This window comes from Shewanella sp. Arc9-LZ (assembly GCF_010092445.1).
Lineage (GTDB): Bacteria > Pseudomonadota > Gammaproteobacteria > Enterobacterales > Shewanellaceae > Shewanella.
In genome coordinates, this window is sequence record NZ_CP048031.1 from 634829 (window position 1) to 656905 (window position 22077).

Consider the following 22077-nt stretch of genomic DNA (forward strand, 5'->3'; position numbering starts at 1 on the left):
GGAAAATTGCCTCCAGCCTGCGTTTGTTTTACTTTATTTAAATTGAATAAATAGACGTTATTTTTTCATCCGTATTTTGCTTCTTTGTCACTGCAATGTGAGCTGTTTGGAAAAGGATTATCATGCCAAGCTTGATTAGAATCGTGTTAATTAATACCCACCTACCCGGTGTGGTCGAACTGTTATTAAATGGTCACACTAATATTTGTGGTACCAATGCCTCTGGTAAAACAACCTTACAACGGTTAGTGCCGGTATTTTATGGCGAGTACCCTAGCCGTGTGGTGCCGTCAACGCGTGACAGTTTCGAACGTTGGTATTTACCCCATGACTCAAGCTACATTATCTATGAATATCAAAAAGATGATGGTTTACTTTATCAAGCGGTTTTAGCATCTGCGGGTGACGGTAAAGGGGTAAATTACCGCTTTATTGGCCGTGCTTTTGAGTTAGAGCATTATATTAAGTCGCGTAATGGCGACACCATCATTTGTCATTCAATGGCAGAGTTGGGCCGTGAAGTAAAACGTGATGGCGTAGCCCATACAAACTTGTTAAACACTCGCGAGTTTCGAGCGATAATTCAGAACGATCGTAGCTTATTAAATACCGGCAGTAACCGCAATGAGCTGCGGACTTACGCGCGTCAGTTCTCGTTGTGTGACGGCGAACATAGCTTGCGTCATATCGAAAAACTCGCTAAAGCCGTGCACTCGAAAGAGGGCAAAATGGAAACGGTTAAATCAATGATCGCAGCCATTTTAGAAGAAGATGGGGTAAACCCACCGACGTCTAGACTGAATCCACAACGAGTAGAAACGTGGATCCGTGAAAGCCAGCTGGTGCAAGGTTTTGAACAAATCCGCCCCGAATACGAAAAGCTCGAACAAGAATTTAATCAGCTATTAAGCGTCGAGTTACGCTTAGCCAGTTTATCGCGCGGTTATCGCGCTGACGAAACCTTAGAAGCTGATCGCCAAGATCGTAACCAAACTCATGGTAAAGAACTAAACCTCAAGTTGCGCTTATTAGATGATGAGTGGAAAGATGTTCGTGATGAGTTAAACCAGGAATTATCTGCCGCTAAAGGTGACGCAGGCAAGTTTGAAGATGAACTCAATGCCATTGAAGACCAGCATGCTGCTTTTTTAGATGCCGACATTGAACAAGCCAAAGCTGATTTAGATAATTTGCCTAATTGGCGCAGTGATGTTGAAAACCTTAACGAGCGTCATAAATTACAAACCGAAAAACACCAAGATATTGAAGCCGCCTTTAATGCCCGCCGTAGCAAAATTGCTGAGCAATTACATCGCGAACTTGAAACGCTACATCTTGAGCAAGACACCCAACGTGAAGCGCGTGATAAGCAACGTGAGCTTGCCAATGACGACATTGCTAAACTAGAGCTGCAATGGCGCGAGCAAACTGATGCTGGTAAAGCTAAATTTAGCGAACAAGAATATCAACTTAAATTAACCGCTGCCGAGCTTAAGCATCAAGTTGATGGTGTGACTTACACTGAAGATGAAAAAATGCGCTTAGCGATTTTCGATGAACGCATAAGCCTAGCTGATGAAGAGCAAGAAACCTGTAATCAAAAGGTCGATCGTTTAACCACAGAAGAGCGTAAACAACGGGCCAAGCGCGACCAAGCTAACGAAGCGCTGCGTATATCCAGTATTCGCGTTAGTGATAGAGAAAATGCCAAAGAAGAACTGCACCATATGTTGTTCCCACAGTCGCATACCTTGTTGGAGTTTTTGCGTAAAGAAGCCCACGGTTGGGAGCACACCTTTGGTAAAGTTATCGCGCCAGAGTTGTTGCATCGCAGCGATCTACACCCAAGCCTAACCAAAAACAGCAGTGAAGCATTATTTGGGGTTAACCTCGATCTTAAAGCCATTGATGTTCCAGAGTATGCTGCCACAGAGCAAGATTTACGTATTCGTTTAGCTAAAGCAGAAGAAGCACTAAAAAGTGCGCAAGAAATGCATGCCGAAGCGGAAGATCAACTGGTTGCTATGAATACGGCGCTCGATAGCATCACCCGCGAACTGACATTTGCCCGTACAGCGTACAAAAATAGCCGTGAAGACTTACGCCGTCTGTTTGACGAGAAGCGTAACGAACAACAAAAAATCAATCAAGCTGTGGCAGATCGTAAAGCCGATTCGAGCAAGCGATTAGTACAACTTGATAATGAACTTAAGCTGCTTAGCAATCAGCACCTTGGTTGGTTAAGCGAGCAAAAAGAGCAGGCGCTTGAAGCACGCATGGAAAAAAATGCCTATTGGCAAGAAGTGGTCGGCGCCATTGATAATCAATTAGGCCAGATTAAAGCCAATATCGAACAACGCCGTACAAATGCAAAAACCGAGCAAAAAGCAGGTGAAACCTGGTACAAAAATGAGCTTAAGTCGCGTGGTGTTGATGAAGGCACCATTTTGGCGCTTAAAAAACAGATCCGCGATCTTGAAGCCTGCATCAGTAATGCAGAACAACGCCGCAGTGAAGTGCTGCGTTTTGATGATTGGTATCAACATACCTGGCTTGTTCGAAAGCCTAAAGTGCAAACTCAATTAACTGATGTTAAGCGCGCTACGCTGGAATTGGAGCAACTGCTAAAAGCGAAAACGGCAGAAATAAAACACCGAAGAGACAGCTTAGAAACCGAACGTAAAGCCTGTGATGCAGCCCAAGTAGAGGCGTCTGAAAACCTCACAAAGCTGCGCGCCGTGATGCGCAAGTTAGCTGAACTCAAATTGCCGGCTAATAACGATGAAGCGATGGGCAGCATTGGCGAGCGTTTGCGCCAAGGTGAAGATTTATTGCTAAAGCGTGACTACTTAATGGGTTCTGTTAAACAATATGTTGAACACTTTGACTCGGTCATTGCCAGTAAATCTGGTTCAAGTTTGGCCGAATTTTGGGAGCGGGCCCGTGATGAGTCGAGCTTTGTGAACGACAAAGGTATTCGCCTTCTCGACTATCGCAAGTTAGTCCCACAGCTTGAGCAGTTACTCAATGTGATGGTGCCGCAATCGTTAATGGCGATTCGCGAACAAGGGCGTATTTTTGGTATCGACTTAACCGCATTCTATGATGTATTAACCGATATTGACCGCCGTATTGCCAGTCAAAGTGCGCGTATTACCCGTGAAGTGGGTGAAGAGCTATTCCTCGAAGGAGTATCAGAGTCGGCAGTGCGAATTCGTTCACGTATTAGCGAACTGGAGTTTTGGCCTGAACTTGAAGTGTTTGTTAAAGCCTTTAAAGCGTGGAAAGCAGATGGTTTCAGCCAACTACCGGACGAGCATTACACTAACTCAATGCGCCGAGCATTAGACATTATTGGCCGCGCAGCATTAACCGGCGGTATTGCGAAACTGTTAGAAATAGAACTGCGTTTAAAAGAAGGTAACAGCGACTTAATTATTCGTACCGACCGTCAGTTAAACGAGTCTTCAAGTCATGGTATGGCGTACCTTATTTTATGTAAGTTTTTATTGGCCTTCACCCGTTTATTGCGCGGCAAAGCCAATGTCACTATCCATTGGCCAATTGATGAGTTAGGTACGCTGCATCACACTAACGTGAAGAAAATCTTCGATGCCTGTGAGAACAACAATATCAGTGTATTAGGGGCTTTCCCAAATCCTGAATCTGAAGTGCTAAGTCTATTTGCTAACCGTTACATCATTAATAAGCAAACGAAAAAGCTGCAGGTCGTTAAACCTAAAGCCAATCCGTTAGCGGCCCGTTTATCGCAACGTAATACTAAAACCGAAATGCCTACGGCGGAAATGACTCGCGCTGAAACTGCTAAGGAGCACATCTAATGTCTGAATCGACTGAAACTATCTTAGTAGGTACTGGCGCATTAATAGAGCAATTGTTGCGTGGTGAGTTTATTTGCCGAGTGACCAATGAAGACGGTTGGCGGGCATTAAAAAATAATAGCACTCGCGACAGAGTTGAAACCTACCTTAACCAAATTAATCGCACCATTGCCAGTGCAGGTGAGGGTGAAGTCTTTTTTTGTGGTTATTTGCAGCTCGGCGAAGTTGAGCGCAAAGTTATTTCATCGCAATTTAAAGATATTTGCTCAGGCCTTATTCCATTAGTGGAATGGCTGGTATTAGTGCAAGAAGCCAGTGGCCAAGATGCACCGCTGAGCGAAGGCGCGCCGATCCGCTTAACCGATTTACAAGCGCGTATTGAAGATACGCCAGCCTTTAGAGAGCAACTCACCAAGTTGAGCCATTACCGATTATTCGGCTCAAGCAGTACTAATGTTGACGGCCAAATTAAGTTGGTGTTTAAGCGCTTAGTGGAACTGGGTTATTTAACCAAACCCAATAGTGAGAAACAGATTTATATCGCCACGGGTAAGTTAGATTATCTATACGAAGTGATCCGCTTTATTGATGAGACCGAAGGCTTAAGTCTTGAGGCTCAGGCAGAAACCGCGACCCAAAGGGACTTGATATGAGCAGTAACTTACACCAAGCCGGGGTAAAGCTGCTCAAACAACTTGGGCGTCATGCCGATGTTGTCATGGATGCATATTTGGCAGGATCGGTTAACGACACTGCTCATGATGCTGGCGTTATCGAAAAGCTGAAAAAAAGTGGCATTTTATGGCGACCAGAACCGGATCAAGAACTGCGCTTAAAGCGTTCGGTGCGGGCATTATTGGAAGAAGCATTAAGCGACGAACGTAATCGACAGATTGATGCCAACGTCGGTTCGGCGCTAGCGACAATAAAAACCTTAGCCGACCATTATAAAGAAGCGCGCCGTGATGTGGATTTTAGTGCTGCAGAAGCCTATTTAGCCGATTTAAATGAGCATGTGTACAGTTTTACCGACAGTTTACGTTATTCAATCCGGGTGTTATGGAGCCGAATTAACAACGAATTTGGTTATGTTGGGACTATAAGTGCCAAAATTCGTGAAAACGAATTAGCCCAAAGCCAGGTGTCAGAGCTGCTAAACGGCTTAGAGATGTTTCAATTTAGCGAGTTAGGTGAAATTGCTGGCGATATTCGTGAACTGCGCCGTTTGTTGATGACCAGTTTGCAAGAAACCTTAAGTCAATGTACCCAAGAGTTGAGTATTGTCCAAGCGAGATTGTATGAGTTACTTGGGCGATTTAGGCAAATACAAGGGCGCACCCGATTACTAAAAGGTTGGTTACTGCACACCAGCATGCATCCTGACTATCAACCTGAAAACCATGTAGTGCATAAAGCAGTACCGGTATTATTTAATTGTGCTGAGGCGCTTATAGCCCCTGCAAGTGTTGATGTGTCTAACCCTCATCACGAACTAGAACTGATGGGGTTAGTGGCACAAGTTAAAGCCATTAGTCGCGACTTATTACCAGCGGCATTGCGTGAGCATAATGTGACCTTTGAAATGGGTGACAGTGAGGATTTTGATATCCCTGAAAACCCCCTTAAAATAGCCGTGGATGAATATTTTTGTGAAGTGATTGATTCTGGTTTACGTCAATCGGCATTAAGCTATTTGCAAGAGAAGCAATTAACATGGGATGCTGAAAGTTGGCTTTATCAAGTCATTGGCGGTTATGAAGGCCTAGCCGATGAGCATAAAAATTATTTTGAGCTTGAACCGATAGGAAAACCCGATCCGGTTTATAGCGGTAACTTTATCATTAACGATGTTGAGTTATGGCTAGCCTAAGCAAAAGACAGTTACAGCTAATGGAACACGCGGCAAAGCAGCGCTTGCCGCGGGTGAAGTTCACTGCCGATTGGAAAAAATTGTATCAATTGTGGCAAATAGGTGAGACCGATGGTACTGACAAATACCTGTATTTGACCGCAAACGATTATGTTTTACTGCGTAACATGGCCCAAATTGATTCGGGTTTAGATATTCTGGCCCTTGATTTTGATGTGCCCCGCCAGCAGATGTCACAACTCAGTACTAATGAGAAATACGCTAATATCAGCCCTGAAGCTGACTATGTATTAATTAAGCTGGCACCTAACTTATCTCAAGACCAAGTGACTGATTTAGCGCCAGACGCAGTGGTCGATTTATTATCTGTACATAATTGTTCACTGCGGTTAAAGGTCGATAGTGCAATCGCGCTTTGCCAACGACTCAATCTAACGAACCTCATCGTGGTTGAAAACCTCGACAGTTTTGATCACTTTTTTGCCAACTTATTTACCTCAGAGTTACAGGCCTTCATCAATAACTGCATGGTGTTGTATCGAGGTAGCCATGACTATTCGCCAGCAGGCCGAAAGCGTTTTTTACACTTACTTGAATCACTCAATATCAATGTCATTGGCTTTACTGACCTTGATCCAGCAGGGTTAATGATTGCCAATACCCTTGAGTCTTGCTGCAGCATAATAGTGCCGCAACTTGCACTAGCGTCGCCAGATAAGTTATTAGCGTTAGCCCAGATAAATTCGACGGATGATTTTCATAAACAACACAAGCAATGGGCTTATCTTAATAATTTGTATCGAGATGCACATTCTGGCGATAAATCAGATTCTCAATTTTCCGCTTCATCAGTAATATATAATCCGCAATGGTTAGCGTTAGTGCAATGGCTCGGACAACATTGCGTGAGCATTAAACAGCAGCACATGTTAGCTAAATCGATGTCACTGACGTTGCTTAATATCCACTGTTCAGAATAAAACCACTCTTCATAATAAAACCACTGTGCAGAATAAAAAAAACACTACACTGATTGAGCCAGCTAACCCCATTTATTAAACAGAGTTGAGCTCACTCAACCGCCAAGTAAAACCTTCAAATTGATTGTTACTCTCGCTGTCTGCTTGATTTTTATGGCTATACGCACAGATTTTAGCCGTTTCCGTCCTAAATCTATTACTGGTTATACCATCGTTAGTGATTAACTAAGTCTATAATCTATTGTTATTTTTAGCTTTTATATTGCATGCTTGTTAAGCGACGATTAAGTCATCACTTTTGTTCATAAGGTGATTGAAATATATTGCGCTATGTCTCAGTATTTCAGCGCTCGAAAAGAATAAGCACCAGGATTGGTATAACAATAATTAGCAACAGAAGTTGCCATTTCGAAGGGAAATTTATAGATGACAAAATCACTTTCAGCACGGATCTTTATCGGTCTATTTTTTGGGGTTCTGCTTGGTAGCATGGTACAGTTTTTACTGGCCGATAATGCTTTTTTTGGTGGCACGTTAGTTAGCCTAGCAAGTGGTATTGGCACCATGTTCGTCAATATGATTATGATGCTAGTAGTTCCACTGGTGTTTGTGAGTATTGTGTGTGGTGTGTGTGAGTTACAAGATTTAAAAAGCTTTGGTCGTTTAGGGGGTAAAACCTTTGGGTTTTATATCATTAATACCATGGTCGCGATTTTAGCTGCTTTTACCGTCGCAATGATATTTGAGCCCGGTAAAGGCGTGGATATGTCGAGCAACGGTTCACTGGATATTACCGCGACAGAACTGCCTGATTTAATGTCGTTAATTGTGAGTATCGTACCAAACAATCCGTTTTCAGCTTTTACCTCTGGCAATATGTTGCAAGTGATTTTTATGGCGCTATTAATGGGTGGTGTCATTAAATCAATGGGGCAATCGGTTGAGGGAGCAGTTAAAGGATTTCAAACCGCCAATAAAATAATGATGCGCTTAATTTCAGTAGTAATGAGTTTAGCGCCATACGGTGTATTCGCCTTAATGTTTAAATTAGGCGCAACCTTAGAACCTGAAATTTTTGTCAGTGTTGTTGAATATTTAGTGCTTATTTTGGCTCTGTTATTGATTTGGATTTTTATCGTATATCCATATTCGGTCAGCCTGTTCACTCCTATTTCAGCGAAGACTTTCAGAGAAAAAACTCAAGAACAAATTCTCTTTTCATTGTCTACCGCTAGCTCAAACGCCACTATTCCGGTAACCATGCGTACCCTTACTGACAAGCTAGGTGTGAGCAAAGCGGTGGCTGGTTTTGGTGTGCCACTGGGTGCAACCATGAACATGGGCGGGGTGTCGATTTATATTACTATTGCGATTTTCTTCGTTGCGAACGCCTTTGGTATGCCAATCAGTAATGATCAAATTCCATCGTTATTGTTTAGCGTATTTTTACTTTCGGTGGGTGCTGGTGGTGTTCCTGGTGGTGGAATGGTGATGATTGGGGTATTGATTTACCAATTAGGCTTACCAGCAGAAGCATTTGTGATTGTTGCTGCATTAGACCGTATTATTGATATGGTGTTAACCTCATGTAATGTGGTCGGTGATACTGCGGTATTAACCATTGTTGATCAAACTGAACAAGCGCATCAGCTTGAGGCTGCAAAAACTACCGCTGAGGAAGTGTAAGATCCGTTTAGCAGTATGAATAAAATGGCCTGCATAGCAGGCCATTTTTATGTCTAAGGTGTTTTTTTTAAGGCCTTCTGTCTAAGATCTTATGTCTAAGGCCTTATGTTTAAGGTCATATGCTTAAGGCTTTAAATTGACGAATCTGTTGTGTCGAATATAGTAGATGCTATCTATGCTGCATTTTATTTTCTATCTTAGTCATCAGCTTGAATGTCGTTTTTTCTAAATCATCTAAACCGCGATGAGCGACCTGTTCATAAGAGCGATTAATATAGCGATAAGCTTGTGGGTAGTTAAACTCAATCACCTCAAGTTCAGCCAATTCATTCAGCGCCTGTGTTTGCCCGATGGGATAGTTCATCATTTGATGATATTCAATGGCTTTTTTAAACTGCTCTCTGGCTTCATCATTGCGACTTATGCGCTGGTTTATCATGCCGGCAAGCTGTGAAATATAACCCAATGTTAGCCAGTCTTTCACTTTAGCAGCATTGGTTTTGGCAATGGTAAGTACACCTAATGCTTGTTCTATCCTGTCGGTTTCGGTATAGCTTTGCGCTAATAACAATCTTAGTCTGGCTAGCTCTCGCTCATCTTGCTGATGTGTAGCTAGATCGATTGCTGCTATCAATGTGGTATTAAGCTGTTGATATTGATGTTGCTGCAATTGGATGCTGGCTAGCAGACGCATGGCAACTAAGTTATCGGGTGTGGATTTTATGAGCTTGGATAAGTGCTGCTCAGCAGCTCTAATGTCGCCAAGTTGTAGTTGTGTCATTGCATTGAACAACAGGGGGGAACTAAGACGTGAATGGTATTGAGTTTCTGTCTTGTTATACTGTTGATTCTGTTGTAAATTATTTTGTAAATTGTGTTGTGGATTGAGCCGCTGAGTAATCATCTTTGCTGCAGCGGATAATACTTGCTCGATGCTTGAAGCGTTAACGACTCCTGCTTCTGTATGATGCTGCTGATGTAATGTAAACGCTAATTGATATTGATTATTGGCGCCGGTAATGTTGGATTCAATCACTAATCCCGCACCGGAGATGGCCATTAATTGCTTAATATCGGCAGCTTGGCTCAAGTGGTCATTAGCGATAAGCGAGATGATATTTATAATATCTTCGGTTTGCAGTAATGGGTAACTAACACCGACATTTAGCTGATGGATAAGCACATCCATTGCGGCATAGCGATTCCATTGCGAGTCTGTGTTGTCTGTCGCGAGTTGCACCGGAAGTACTAAAATAGTGCCAATTTCTATTGCAGGGGCTTTAGTGGACATCAGATAAGCATAAGTACTCATGCTAATAAGCAGTAAGAGTAAAATAGCCGCAATATATATTTTTTTATTCGATGGTTTGGCGGGCGGCATCGTTATAGTCCTTAATTAATATCCTGAAAATAACTTAGTGGGTATTTAAGTTATTGTAAAGAAATGATTCTTTACTGGTGCCTAATGATTCAAATTTGTATTTTGGTTAACTGTGTTTATTCGCGTCAGTGAGATCATCAATGAGCTCAACTGCAGCGCATAAATGAAAAAACCGCCAAAAGGCGGTTTTTTTACAGCATAATCAATTAATCAATTGATGGCTCTTCGCTGTAATCAATACCGTGATAGCTCAAGCAAGTATCAACTTCGTTTGCGCTACCTAAAATTACCGCAACGCGCTGATGGATTTCGGTTGGCTGAATGTCCAAAATAGTTTCATAACCTGTTGATGCTTTACCGCCAGCTTGTTCCACTAACAATGCCATTGGGTTGGCTTCATACATTAAGCGTAACTTAAACGGTTTGGCTGGGTTTTTATTGTCTGTCGGGTAAGAGAAAATCCCACCACGACACAATACCCGATGCACATCACCTACCATTGCAGCAATCCAACGCATGTTAAATGATTGCGCTCGTGGTCCTATTTCTCCGAGTAATAAATCGGCAATATAGGTTTGCATTGGTGCTTCCCAAAAACGCTGGTTTGACATATTAATGGCAAACTCGGCGGTGTCCGGGGTTATTTGCACGTTATTGTCGGTCAGAAGAAACTCTTGGCTGTCTGGAGCAAGAGTATAAAACTGAGTGCCTTGACCAGTGGTTAGCGCCATCATGGTTGATGGGCCATACAACACATAACCCGCAGCAACTTGTTTGCGGCCAGCTTGTAAAAAGCTTTGTTCGTTTAACTCTCCGGTAGGTGCTGGTAATACCGAAAAAATAGTGCCCACTAATGAGTTGATATCGATATTTGATGAGCCATCGAGTGGATCAAAACACACTAAGTATTCACCTTTAGCGTTCACCTCAACCACATAATCTTCTTCTTCAGACGCTAAACCACGTACATTGCCATCGGTTTTAAGGGCATCTTTAAGCATGTCATTGGTGATCACATCCAGTTTTTTCTGGGTTTCGCCTTGAATGTTTTCTTGCTCTGTTGCACCCAAAACACCCGCTAATGCACCGTGACGAACCGCACCACTAATGGCTTTTGAGGTGTCAGCTAAGGTTAATAGTAGTTGTGTTAAAGACGCGTTTACGGCTTGTGCGCTAAGGGTTTGTGCCAAAGTCTGCATGATTTTTCCTATGAGATTTTGCGAGGTTAAGGTCGATGTTGTTAATTCTTATCAGTTATGTGCAAATCATACCCCACAATGGCGCTAATTTCAGCGATTGTTATCTGGGGTTTTGGTTTTACTGTAAATTGAGGCAAAATGTGGGCGGATTGAATTGCCCCAAGGATTAATAATGACAATAACATGGAAGCATCATGCTTTAGCGGCAGTGTCTGCCGTGCCACTCCTTTTTACTAGCCCGGTTTTTTCAGCAACCGCTAAAGGCAGCATCATGAACTCATCAACCACCGCAACACTGACTGCGATCAACGGTAGCACTACACCACTGACCATCGAACGTATTCATGCGTCACCAGCCTTAGCGGGTTCTAGCCCCCGCGGGTTGGCCTTATCGCCTAACGGAAAACGTGTAACTTATTTATCAAGCCGTGCTGATAATCAACATTTGTATGATTTATGGCAAATGGATATCGCGACTGGTAAGCGCAGTGTACTGATTAATGCTGATCAATTAGAGGCAGGAGAACTGTCTGATGAAGAAAAAGCTCGACGAGAGCGTCAACGTATTTACGGCCAAGGGATCATGGAGTATTTCTGGTCTGAAGACAGCCAACATATTTTAATCCCTGCAGCGGGTAAGTTGTATTTATATGACGTTGCCAGTAATAAAGTGGCTGAGCTTGCAACCGGTGACGGTTTTGCAACCGATGCGCGTTTGTCTCCGAAAGGTCACTTTGTATCGTTTGTACGCGATCAAAACTTATTTGTATTGTCATTGGATAACCAAAAAGTAACAGCACTCACCACAGACGGTAAAGGGCCGATTAAAAATGCTATGGCAGAGTTTGTCGCCCAAGAAGAAATGGACCGTATGACAGGTTATTGGTGGGCGCCCGATGAGTCTGCTATCGCCTTTACTCGTATTGATGAAACGGGTGTGGAGTTAGTGACTCGTAATGAAATTTACGCCGAGGGGATTAAATTAACCGAGCAGCGTTACCCTTATGCAGGCAAAGCCAATGTAGAGATCGCACTGGGTGTCGTGACCTTAAAAGATCGCACTATTAGCTGGATTGATTTGGGCAAACAAAAAGACATGTATTTACCTCGCGTAGATTGGCTACCCGACAGCCAGCATGTGTCGTTCCAATGGCAAAGCCGCGATCAACAAACGTTGGATTTACGCATTGCTGCAATCTCTCAGCCGACACAAGTTACAACGGTGATTGAAGAGCGCAGCAAAGCATGGGTAAATTTAAACAATGATTTACACTTCCTAAAGCAACAAGCGGCCTTTATTTGGGGCTCTGAGCGTGATGGATTTAATCATCTGTATTTATTTGACTTACAGGGCAAACAACTTAAGCAATTAACCCAAGGTGATTGGGCGGTTGATGCGCTTGAGTATGTCGATGAAGCAACGGGTTGGGTATATTTTAGCGGTCGTAAAGACAGTGTTGTTGAACGTCATTTGTATCGGGTTAATCTTAATAAAGGCATGGACTCCATTGAGCGAATTAGCCAAGCATCGGGTATGCATGAGGCTGTATTTGCGGATAAAAAGCCCGTTTATTTAGATTACTTTAGTAGTTTACAGCAGCCGCCGCAGATAAGTTTACACAATGATTCTGGCAAGCAGTTAGCTTGGGTTGAGCAAAATAACATTGATAAAAATCATCCGCTTTATGATTATGCTGGTTTATGGCAAATGCCTGATTTTGGTCAATTAACAGCTGAAGATGGTCAAGCATTACAATACAGACTGTTTAAACCGGTGCCTTTTGATGCCGCTAAACAGTATCCGGTTGTGGTGCGCGTATATGGTGGACCGCATGCTCAGTTAGTAGTCAACAGCTGGAGCGAGGCAGATTATTTTACTCAATATTTACTGCAGCAAGGCTATGCGGTATTTCAATTAGATAATCGTGGCTCAGCGCATCGAGGCACGCAATTTGAACATGTCATTTATCAAAACATGGGTGATGCCGAAGTAAACGATCAAAAAGTTGGCGTTGATTACTTACGTAGCTTGCCGTTTATTGATGGTGACAATGTTGCTATTTATGGTCACAGTTATGGTGGTTATATGGCGTTGATGAGTCAGTTTAAGGCGCCGGGTTATTTTAAAGCGGCAATATCGGGTGCGCCAGTAACGGATTGGCGTTTGTACGACACTCATTATACTGAGCGTTATATGGGGAACCCGCAAACCAATAAAAAAGGTTACGACGCCAGCAGCATTTTACCTTATGTCAAAAATTATCAATCGGGCTTATTGATGTATCACGGTATGGCTGATGATAACGTTCTGTTTGAAAACAGCACTAGAGTATATAAAGCGTTGCAAGATGAGGGTAAGTTATTCCAAATGATGGATTACCCAGGGTCTAAGCATTCAATGCGTGGCGAGAAAGTGCGTAATCATTTATATAAATCATTAGCGGCATTTTTAGATCAACAGCTGAAGTAATCACTATTGTGTTAAAGGATTAACGAAAAAGCAGATATAAAAAAACCAGGTGATTCACCTGGTTTTTTATTGCGGTTAACCTTAAAAGATTACGCTTCTAGGTCACCACAAAAACGATAGCCTTCACCGTGAATTGTCGCGATGATTTCTGGCGTATCAGGCAAGCTTTCAAAGTGCTTACGGATGCGACGTATTGTCACATCAACGGTGCGGTCATGAGGCTTTAATTCACGGCCAGTCATTTTTAACAACAAGTCAGCACGTGTTAAAATCTTACCTGGGTTTTCAACAAAGTGAAGCATCGCACGGAACTCGCTACGTGGTAGCTTATAAGCTTCACCTTGTGGGTTCACCAAAGAACGGCTATTGATTTCTAAGCTCCAACCGTTAAAACGGTAATACTCAACAGAACCTTTTTCTTCAGTTTCTGCGGCAGCATTATTAACGCGAGTTAATAGGTTACGAGCACGGATCGTTAATTCGCGAGGGTTGAATGGTTTAGTGATGTAATCATCTGCACCAATTTCAAGACCTAGAATCTTATCAACTTCGTTATCACGGCCAGTCAAGAAAATAAGACCGATGTTATTAATTTCACGTAGCTCACGAGCTAATAATAAGCCGTTTTTGCCTGGTAAATTAATATCCATAACAACAAGATTAATCTTATTGTCTTGCATGGCTTTATGCATTTCTGCGCCGTCGTTAGCTTCAGTGACAACATAACCTTCAGCTTCAAAAATACTGCGTAATGTATTACGAGTTACAGCTTCATCTTCAACAATTAAAATGTGCGGATTTTGCATGATATTTACCTGATTTTATAAAATTCGATTCTAGCCACTGTTTGCGAACTGTGTGCTAATAGATTGCAATAGCGCTTTAGCTAATGCGCTAAGATTCCGATATTTTTTGGTGTTTATCTATGTCTACCCTGAATTAAACACTCTCTATAAACTCTATTATGTAACACTTAATACTGGTTACTGAGTCTGCTTACGTCGATTAATTACCACTACGCCAAGGCACGCGTTTGCACTTATTCATGATGGTGTAAAATTTGTTGCACTTAAGCTTACTTACTATGAATGCCATTTAGAAAGATAGTTCCTTCTATTGCAAACTTATTTAATCGTATTAATGTTTTATCAAATGTAGAACAAATTTAGTACGACTGTAAACTTTACATCAAAAAATCGTCACACTCACAACAACATTTGCTGAGTTTTTGAGGTGTATGTAGCTAACTTTGCTACAGTGATTTAATAGTGCGTAATGGTTATTGTACTCGTTTTAGGCATTTGTTAACAAATTAAATGTTAAAAAATTAATATAACACTCGAGTATATGAAAGATTAACCTTGCTAAGATGATAATAATTAATGATTTTCTAATATAGTACTGCTGATTTAGATCGTAAACCTTTTAGAAATCAAACCTATCTGCTAGACTAATTCTGGCTTAATTGACGAAAATTTATTATGGAAAATGTTATAGATACATTGTGGAATGAGTATCAAAGTACTCATTTTTTGTTTACTCAACGCCTTTCTCATGATTTCCCATTTGCTATTGTTACTGCCCATAACCCCCGTGGTTCAAGACTCTCTCCTAGTCAAAATCGCTTACTCGATCGTCAGCTTCAATTTAAAATTCAACAATATAATCGTCCCTATCGTGCGTTAATCGGTGCAGCACCTGATTTGTCGCATATGGAAAAGAGCTGGGCTATTTTTATTGATAAAGAACAAGCTGTTGAGCTTGGTCGAGAATTTAATCAACATGCAATTTACTACGTTAATCAAGGTTTGCTATCTTTGATTGCATGCCTTGATAGCATCAAACCTGAAGTTGATATGGGAATTTTTAATCACCGATTAAGGATGGTGAGTGAGTTGCCAGAGATAGGTTCGTATAACTGGGTAAATAATGACGTAATTAAAACTGCACAGCTGCGATAAAATAATTAATACATTATTTTGAGACAATGCTTACTAGATTGTCTCGGTAATTTGCGGTTAAGTATGTTTTTTGGATATTTATGGGCATTTTTTCGTAATAGAGAACAATCATTGCTCTGAAGTCGCAGCCGCATAATATTTCACTACAGCGATATTTTTTATCAAAACAGTGTATTTTTACTGTGTTTGCTGATTGACTTGATAGGGTATTTTTTGCTATTTTCAACTCCCTCCTTCGGGAGGAACAGAAGAGGAGCGTTAACTAGGTAGTAAGTGAGAGGATGCCAATCCGATGACCACTTATGATGGAGATTAGCGCCGAGGTATCAGTTTGTTTGGCAAACATTGATATCGGTCGATTAGGCTGAATCCTAACGATTGTCACCTATTTTTTTGGTGGAGAGCTTCTGGTGATGATTGCTGTTTCCCTTCTATAAGGGTGCGTTATCTTAGCACCAGGCTCTTCGAACGTAGTGTGTTCGGAGCGTATATCATGTTAGTAAATCACATCTTATTTTTGAGTCTTTCGCAAACAGCGGAGGCATCAGTATGAGCTTTGTTCAGTCTGAAATAGATACCCCAGAATTAGTCGTTGCCAAATTTGGCGGCACGTCAGTTGCTGATTACGCCTCTATGAGCCGTTGTGCAGATATTGTGTTGGCTAATCAAGCTACTCGTCTTGTGGTAGTAAGCGCCTCCAGCGGAGTGACCAATTTATTAGTTGAGTTAACCCAAGCTAATGTTAATGACGAGCGTCGCTTGATATTGCTTAAGCAAATTGCTCAAATTCAATATGCGATATTAGATGAACTCGGTCGTCCGCAAGACGTGGCAGCCAGTATTGATAAAATACTCAGCCGGATGTCAGTACTCAGTGAATCGTTAGAGCTGAATCGCAGCAAAGCGGTTATGGACGAGTTACTGTCGACGGGAGAGCAATGTTCATCGATTTTATTTTCTGCGGTTATTCGGGAAAAGGGCACTGCTTCAAATCATTTTGATGTGCGCCAAGTATTACGTACCGACAGTCACTTTGGTCGCGCAGAGCCACAAATTGAAGCTATTTCAATGTTAGCAGGTGACTTTTTACAGCCATTACTTGCGCGTTACGTTATCGTTACCCAAGGCTTTATTGGTGCGGATGAAGAGGGACGAACAACAACATTAGGCCGTGGTGGTAGTGACTATTCGGCGGCATTACTTGCCGAAGCGCTTCGTGCTACAGCGGTTGAGATTTGGACCGATGTGGCCGGTATTTATACCACTGACCCACGCCTTGCCCCCAATGCCCGCCCGATTGCTGAAATTAGCTTTAATGAAGCGGCTGAGATGGCGACCTTTGGCGCTAAAGTATTGCATCCCGCCACCATCTTACCGGCAGTAAGACAAAAAATTCAGGTGTTTGTAGGTTCAAGTAAAGCGCCTGAAATGGGCGGAACTTGGATCCGTCATCAAGTTGAAGATACCCCAGTGTTTAGAGCGGTGGCGTTGCGCCGCGATCAAACTTTACTTAACTTGCATAGCTTGCAAATGTTACATGCTCAGGGATTTTTGGCTGAAACGTTCGCGACCTTAGCGCGACACAAAATATCCGTCGATTTAATCACTACCTCAGAGGTTAACGTATCGTTAACCCTAGATAAAACCGGTTCAGATTCAAGTGGCCAGGGCTTACTCAGTGAGTCGTTATTACAAGAGTTATCGCAACATTGTCGTGTAAGAGTCGAGGAAGATTTAGCGTTAATCGCCATCATCGGTAATCGCATTGCATCAACGGCTGGCATTTGTAGTAGGGTGTTTAAAGTGCTTGAAAACCATAATGTTCGGATGATTTGCCAAGGCGCAAGCCCACATAATTTATGTGTGTTGGTTGCAGAGTCGGAAGCGGCGCAAGTGGTTAATGCCTTGCACCAAAACCTGTTTGAGTAATCATATGACTAAAGCAATACAATCGTCAGTTCAAGTTGGAGAACTGGCGACAGGACACGCATTGACCGTTCCAGTATATTCATTCATTGGTCGCGAGAGTGTTGCGCCTAGCGTGTATATTCAGGCCAATGTTCATGGTGCTGAAGTGCAAGGTAATGCGGTGATTTATCAACTGATGACCTTATTGGAAGGTTACCAGGTTTTAGGTGATATTACGCTTGCCCCCTTAGCCAATCCTTTAGGGATTAATCAAAAGAGTGGTGAGTTTACTCTAGGGCGTTTTGATCCCATTACAGGGGTTAATTGGAACCGCGAGTACTTTGATCATCAAGTCGATATTCAAACTTGGTATGCCGAGCACCAACGTTTAACCAATAGTGAGCTGTTTTGCGCCTATCGTTCAATGTTGGTAGAAACTTGCCTGGCGCGCCTAACTCATTCTTTTGGGATTTCAACAGGTCATCGGTTAGCAGTAAATTTACAGGCTATGGCACATCAAGCAGACATAGTGCTTGATTTGCATACCGGCCCTAAGTCGTGCAAACACTTGTACTGCCCTGAGTATGATATTGATGCGGCGAGATTTTTCTCGATCCCGTATACCTTGTTTATCCCCAATAGTTTCGGTGGCGCGATGGATGAAGCTACCTTTTGTCCTTGGTGGCAGTTAACCGAGTATGCAGCCAGTCAAGGCCGTGAATTTTCGGTACCTGTGTCAGCATTTACCTTAGAGCTTGCAAGCCAAGAACGGATTGATTTAGCTGACGCGTTAGAGGATGCCAAAGGCATACTGGCTTATTTAAGTCACCGTGGCGTGATTGCTGAAAAAGTTTATCCAGCCAGTATGGAAAGGTTTGGGTGTTACTTGAAGGATTATAAGAAGTTTCATGCACCTAAAGCTGGCTTAATTGAATATTGTGCCAGTGTCGGTGAACCATTAACCGCAGGCAAATCTTTAGCGAACATTTTACGCATAGATTTGTATGGTACTGAACAGGCTTACCAAGCCATTAGTTTACCCATGGATTGTGTGCCTATTTTGCATTTTGCTTCTGCGTCGGTACTCCAAGGCACAGAGTTGTATAAGGTGATGACTAATGTGTTTCCATTACAGCCTAGTTGATTAACTGCTTTGGCTAAGTAAAACAAAAACGCCTGCAATTGCAGGCGTTTTTGTCGATGCGTAAATTGCAATTAACTGCCTAAAATCTGTAGCGGAATCGCTAACATTTCGTTACCAGAAGCAGCAAAATACCAAATAATGCCCACTAAACTTGCTACCGTGAGTAAATACCATACGGTAGAGAAAATTTGCCCGTAACGATCTAACGGCAATAAATGACTTTGATGGCGACCGCGCCATTCAAATACAATTTCTACACTGCCGATCAGTAACAAAAAGCCCAGCAAGGCGAGCCCTAAGCTATAGCTAATGAACACACCGATAGCGGCACCAGCAATACAAGCCACTAGACCGACAACACTATTCATTGAAAAGCTGATGCTTTTTAAAATATGACCGCCATCGAGAGGTAAAATGGGCAGTAAATTAAACAAATTTAGCAGCGCATTGAATGTTGCTAATCCGGCAAAGAATATGTTGCCTGTTAGCCAATAAAGTCCAAGTGAGATAATCGATAAAATGAGTCCAAAAGTCGGGCCCATAATCGAAATATACACATCTTGCCAGCGGGTGTTGATACGTTCATCACTTAGCGCTAAGCCGCCCACAAAAGGGATTAAATAGATCCCTTTGGTTTTCATGCCGAAATGTTTCATCGCTCGAATATGGCCATATTCATGAAACACTAAGCAGCCGATGAGGGCTAAGGCAAATTCAAATGAAAATAACCATGAATAGGCCGCAACACTGGCTCCCGCAAAAAGGACTTTAACCACCTTGGCACTTTTTAGTAGCTTAAAACCTAATGATGCCAGTCCAACAACACTGAGCTTTTGGTTTTTTACTGCTGCAATTTCAGGTGTTTGACGCTCAATATCTTCAACGGTTCGTTGACCTTGGGTTATGGATTCATCATCTATTAATAAACAATAATCCAGTTGAAACGGTTGCCAGTTAACATCGATTTCTAATCGTACCGGTAGTGAACCAATATTGGGTTTAACGGGTTCGTCGTGGTTGATATTTGTTTCAGTCGGTACCGACGTTTGAGTGGTCAGTTCAAATGAATGAATATGAAAGGCTTGGTCGCTAGCGCTTGCAGACTTTTGTGATACCAGTTGATTGTCCCAATAAAGTTGCTGCCAGCCCGCAATCGAGCCTTCTAGTCGCAGACGTTTACCTAGACATTCAATATTTAGTAATTCCATTAAGGATTCTCAGGGTTTATGGACAGTGAGCATAGAGGCATTTTGCCAGAGCTGTGTGTGTTGCTCAATGGGTTTTACCATTATATTCGTTAATCATTAGCTTAGATTTATGATTGAGTGATTAAGGTAAGTAACATGAGTCTGTTGTTGGTAAATTGAAGGTTAGTAATGCTAAAAAGGAGGTGTTATGTGCTGTTAATCTTCAGTCTGAATACGTTGTTAATACAGATGTTCTAATTCAGCCACGGTCGCAATACCTTGCTCTATGGTGGTAAAGACAATTTTTGCACTGCAGCAATGTCCTTGAAACTGACCATACTGGCGTACCAGTGGCAGTAACTGTAACACGCTCATATCCTGGCTTAGCTTAACCAGTACAGGCAGTTCAGCCACGCTGGGATCCTGTGGCGGATGTTTCTGGATGCTATACACATGGCCGGCATTGTCGATGAGTTTATCTTCAGCGTGGACGGTAAATTGGTTGGCGCAAATAAAGCCCAACCAATCTTGATAGTTAACCAGATACATTAGCTCATCATCTTGATCAAACTGCAGTATGGCCGGCCAATGTATCTGTTGCATAGTTATCTGTTTGTCCACTTTTTATTGTCTTACCAACTGATTGTTATCGATTACTGTAATCGAATGATACTTCTTGATTGACGTTTTTTACAATACACGGCCCATGTTCACGTTGGCTGCGATTGAATGCCGCACCTATATGAATTTCGACGTTGGTGAAAATGTGTTTTTCAGCTTTGATGACGTAATTATTATAGTAGCCTTCAACTTCGTTAAGATGTTGAGTGTATTCTAGTTCTTCTTTCATACGTTCTGCTGCCATTTGATTTTTTTGCTCGAGCATCATTTTGACTTGCTCAATCATGCCGGCATCGCTTTGCCATTCCGTTTTGGGCGGTAATTTACGTAATCTTGCTTCTATTTCTAAGCCCGCAACAACCATGCCTTTAATACTGTCATCTAACTCTTTAAGTTCTTGCTTTAATTCACCATGATGCATGGCACAAAACAATTCCGTTTTAGTGCCGGCGGTAGCACCAAATGCAATGGCTCTAATGCCTTTTGCTGCAGTAGCAATGCCGCCGATTAAGTCACCTCGTCTTGCTTGGGCATCACTGACGGTAATAGTGTCACCTGAGGTTGAGTGACTGTGAAGTAACTGCTTGGTGACTAGAATATTGCCTAGGGCCTCTAAATGGGAATACTGCACAAACTGGGCACAAATTTGTCCGGTAGCTTTTATTTTAGTGCTGAGATCGTGCTCTTTAATTAAACGGCCAATAACACCTTTACTGACAATGACATCACCTTGAGCTTCAATAGACGCGGACTCAACAAAGCCCATTACCGTTACGTCACCGCTAGCTTTTACTTCCATACCTTCGTGCACATCGCCAGTGATTAAAACACTGCCTTTAAAATTAACGTGGCCATAGCGAACGTCTACATCTTTAATTTGCAGCATATCGTCAACTTGCATACCGCTGCGATTTTCAACTGGCTGACCAGACACTGTGGCGATGAGTTTATGTTGATCTTTAGGGTGTAAGCTGGTGCCTGTGCCAGGTTCCATTGGTTTATCTTTACCAGGAATTTGTTGCAGTATATCGCCGTGAACATTAAAACCAGGGGTGCCGATGGTTGAAGGGTTTTTAACCATCAGTAAATCATTGGGCTTAACGGTAATTAGTGCGCCTAAATTACGCATGTCGACCGAGCCGTCTTCGCGTTCTTGTGGTTGTAATAAGCGCTCACGAGCTAAGGCGACTTTTCGGGTTAATATCGCATTGTCGCCGTTAACGGCTGCTTTACCGCAAGCTATGACGCCTTCACAGGTTTCTCCTGGTGGCAATATCGACAAACGCTGCATTAATGCCATGATTTTAGGTTTACTCAATCCCATTTTAATTTTTTGAGTTTTAAGGGTATTAAGTACATCTGGCAGGGTAATATCTTTGCCGCCCCAAGCTGAAGTGATTTTCATACTGGCTTGCATTTTATCGTCACTGACACTGATATTAACGATACCGTCTTTACGTTCGGCAATGGCAAAAAAGAGTTCGTGAGTTCCGGAGTTTTGACCGCATAGAGCATTAACTTCCGCTACCGCTTTAGCAATTGCAGGGGCAATAGGAAACAGCATAGCAAAAGCCGCCTGTGTGAGTAAGGCGTTAATATCCTCTGCTGACACTGGGCCGTGAGTATTGGGAATTATACGTAATTCCACTTTATTTTTATCAGCACTTAGTGCGACGATTGAGGGCTCTAACATAACATCCTTTGTTTTTATTTTTATATCAGGTCATAACAGGCAAATAGAATACCAACGAAATGAATTACAAAATGTGCGTTATTTTGCCTTTAAGCCAATTTAGCTGATATTAATCTGCATTTCCAGCAGTAAGCT

The 22077-nt window shown here is 42.3% G+C and carries 15 protein-coding genes and 1 riboswitch; of the genes, 9 read left to right on the top strand and 6 right to left on the bottom strand.

Annotation, left to right across the window (positions count from 1 at the left end; all coding sequences use genetic code 11):
• Nucleotides 1-122: 122 nt before the first annotated feature.
• The 5 genes from GUY17_RS02865 to GUY17_RS02885 all read left to right on the top strand — a co-directional run bounded on the left by GUY17_RS02865 (nucleotide 123) and on the right by GUY17_RS02885 (nucleotide 8378).
• A complete protein-coding gene (locus GUY17_RS02865) occupies nucleotides 123-3842 on the top strand; it encodes an ATP-binding protein (RefSeq protein WP_162022245.1) in 3720 nt (1239 codons plus the stop codon).
• The gene (locus tag GUY17_RS02870; protein WP_162022246.1) at nucleotides 3842-4495 is read left to right on the top strand and encodes a hypothetical protein; all 654 of its coding nucleotides are present in this window, start codon (nucleotides 3842-3844) and stop codon (nucleotides 4493-4495) included. The genes GUY17_RS02865 and GUY17_RS02870 overlap by 1 nt, the downstream gene beginning before the upstream one ends.
• Entirely contained in the window at nucleotides 4492-5712 is a 1221-nt protein-coding gene (locus GUY17_RS02875) for a phosphoenolpyruvate carboxylase (protein ID WP_162022247.1), read from the top strand. The genes GUY17_RS02870 and GUY17_RS02875 overlap by 4 nt, the downstream gene beginning before the upstream one ends.
• Complete coding sequence (locus GUY17_RS02880; protein ID WP_162022248.1) at nucleotides 5700-6692, top strand: hypothetical protein; 993 nt, start codon at nucleotides 5700-5702, stop codon at nucleotides 6690-6692. The genes GUY17_RS02875 and GUY17_RS02880 overlap by 13 nt, the downstream gene beginning before the upstream one ends.
• A 426-nt stretch (nucleotides 6693-7118) precedes the next feature.
• On the top strand, nucleotides 7119-8378 hold the full coding sequence (locus GUY17_RS02885) for a dicarboxylate/amino acid:cation symporter (RefSeq protein WP_101086208.1): 1260 nt from the start codon (nucleotides 7119-7121) through the stop codon (nucleotides 8376-8378).
• 169 nt (nucleotides 8379-8547) lie between these two features.
• On the opposite strand, the gene GUY17_RS02890 is transcribed toward GUY17_RS02885, so the two are convergent.
• Together GUY17_RS02890 and GUY17_RS02895 are read right to left on the bottom strand one after the other, a co-directional pair.
• A complete protein-coding gene (locus GUY17_RS02890; RefSeq protein WP_162022249.1) occupies nucleotides 8548-9759 on the bottom strand; it encodes a hypothetical protein in 1212 nt (403 codons plus the stop codon).
• A 206-nt stretch (nucleotides 9760-9965) separates the two neighbouring features.
• Nucleotides 9966-10958, bottom strand: a complete 993-nt coding sequence (locus GUY17_RS02895) for a class 1 fructose-bisphosphatase (protein ID WP_162022250.1) — start codon at nucleotides 10956-10958, stop codon at nucleotides 9966-9968.
• A gap of 172 nt (nucleotides 10959-11130) precedes the next feature.
• Between GUY17_RS02895 and GUY17_RS02900 the strand changes: the two genes are divergently transcribed.
• Complete coding sequence (locus GUY17_RS02900; protein ID WP_101086205.1) at nucleotides 11131-13428, top strand: S9 family peptidase; 2298 nt, start codon at nucleotides 11131-11133, stop codon at nucleotides 13426-13428.
• A gap of 89 nt (nucleotides 13429-13517) precedes the next feature.
• Here GUY17_RS02900 and arcA read toward each other — a convergent pair whose 3' ends face one another.
• Nucleotides 13518-14234: a two-component system response regulator ArcA gene (arcA, locus tag GUY17_RS02905; RefSeq protein WP_011636021.1), complete on the bottom strand. Its 717-nt coding sequence runs from the start codon at nucleotides 14232-14234 to the stop codon at nucleotides 13518-13520.
• A gap of 675 nt (nucleotides 14235-14909) precedes the next feature.
• Here arcA and GUY17_RS02910 point away from each other — a divergent pair.
• From GUY17_RS02910 to GUY17_RS02920, 3 genes are all read left to right on the top strand, one after another.
• Nucleotides 14910-15389, top strand: a complete 480-nt coding sequence (locus GUY17_RS02910) for a DUF3293 domain-containing protein (RefSeq protein WP_101086204.1) — start codon at nucleotides 14910-14912, stop codon at nucleotides 15387-15389.
• Nucleotides 15390-15629: 240 nt separating this feature from the next.
• Nucleotides 15630-15804: riboswitch (Lysine riboswitch) on the top strand.
• Nucleotides 15805-15938: 134 nt separating this feature from the next.
• Entirely contained in the window at nucleotides 15939-17318 is a 1380-nt protein-coding gene (gene lysC, locus GUY17_RS02915; protein WP_101086203.1) for a lysine-sensitive aspartokinase 3, read from the top strand.
• 4 nt (nucleotides 17319-17322) lie between these two features.
• Complete coding sequence (locus tag GUY17_RS02920; protein ID WP_162022251.1) at nucleotides 17323-18441, top strand: succinylglutamate desuccinylase/aspartoacylase family protein; 1119 nt, start codon at nucleotides 17323-17325, stop codon at nucleotides 18439-18441.
• Between the two features lie 71 nt (nucleotides 18442-18512).
• On the opposite strand, the gene GUY17_RS02925 is transcribed toward GUY17_RS02920, so the two are convergent.
• From GUY17_RS02925 to GUY17_RS02935, 3 genes are all read right to left on the bottom strand, one after another.
• Nucleotides 18513-19649: a site-2 protease family protein gene (locus GUY17_RS02925; RefSeq protein WP_101086201.1), complete on the bottom strand. Its 1137-nt coding sequence runs from the start codon at nucleotides 19647-19649 to the stop codon at nucleotides 18513-18515.
• 219 nt (nucleotides 19650-19868) lie between these two features.
• On the bottom strand, nucleotides 19869-20231 hold the full coding sequence (locus tag GUY17_RS02930) for a DUF4144 domain-containing protein (protein WP_162022252.1): 363 nt from the start codon (nucleotides 20229-20231) through the stop codon (nucleotides 19869-19871).
• A 43-nt stretch (nucleotides 20232-20274) separates the two neighbouring features.
• A complete protein-coding gene (locus GUY17_RS02935) occupies nucleotides 20275-21942 on the bottom strand; it encodes a DUF342 domain-containing protein (RefSeq protein ID WP_162022253.1) in 1668 nt (555 codons plus the stop codon).
• Nucleotides 21943-22077: the final 135 nt, after the last annotated feature.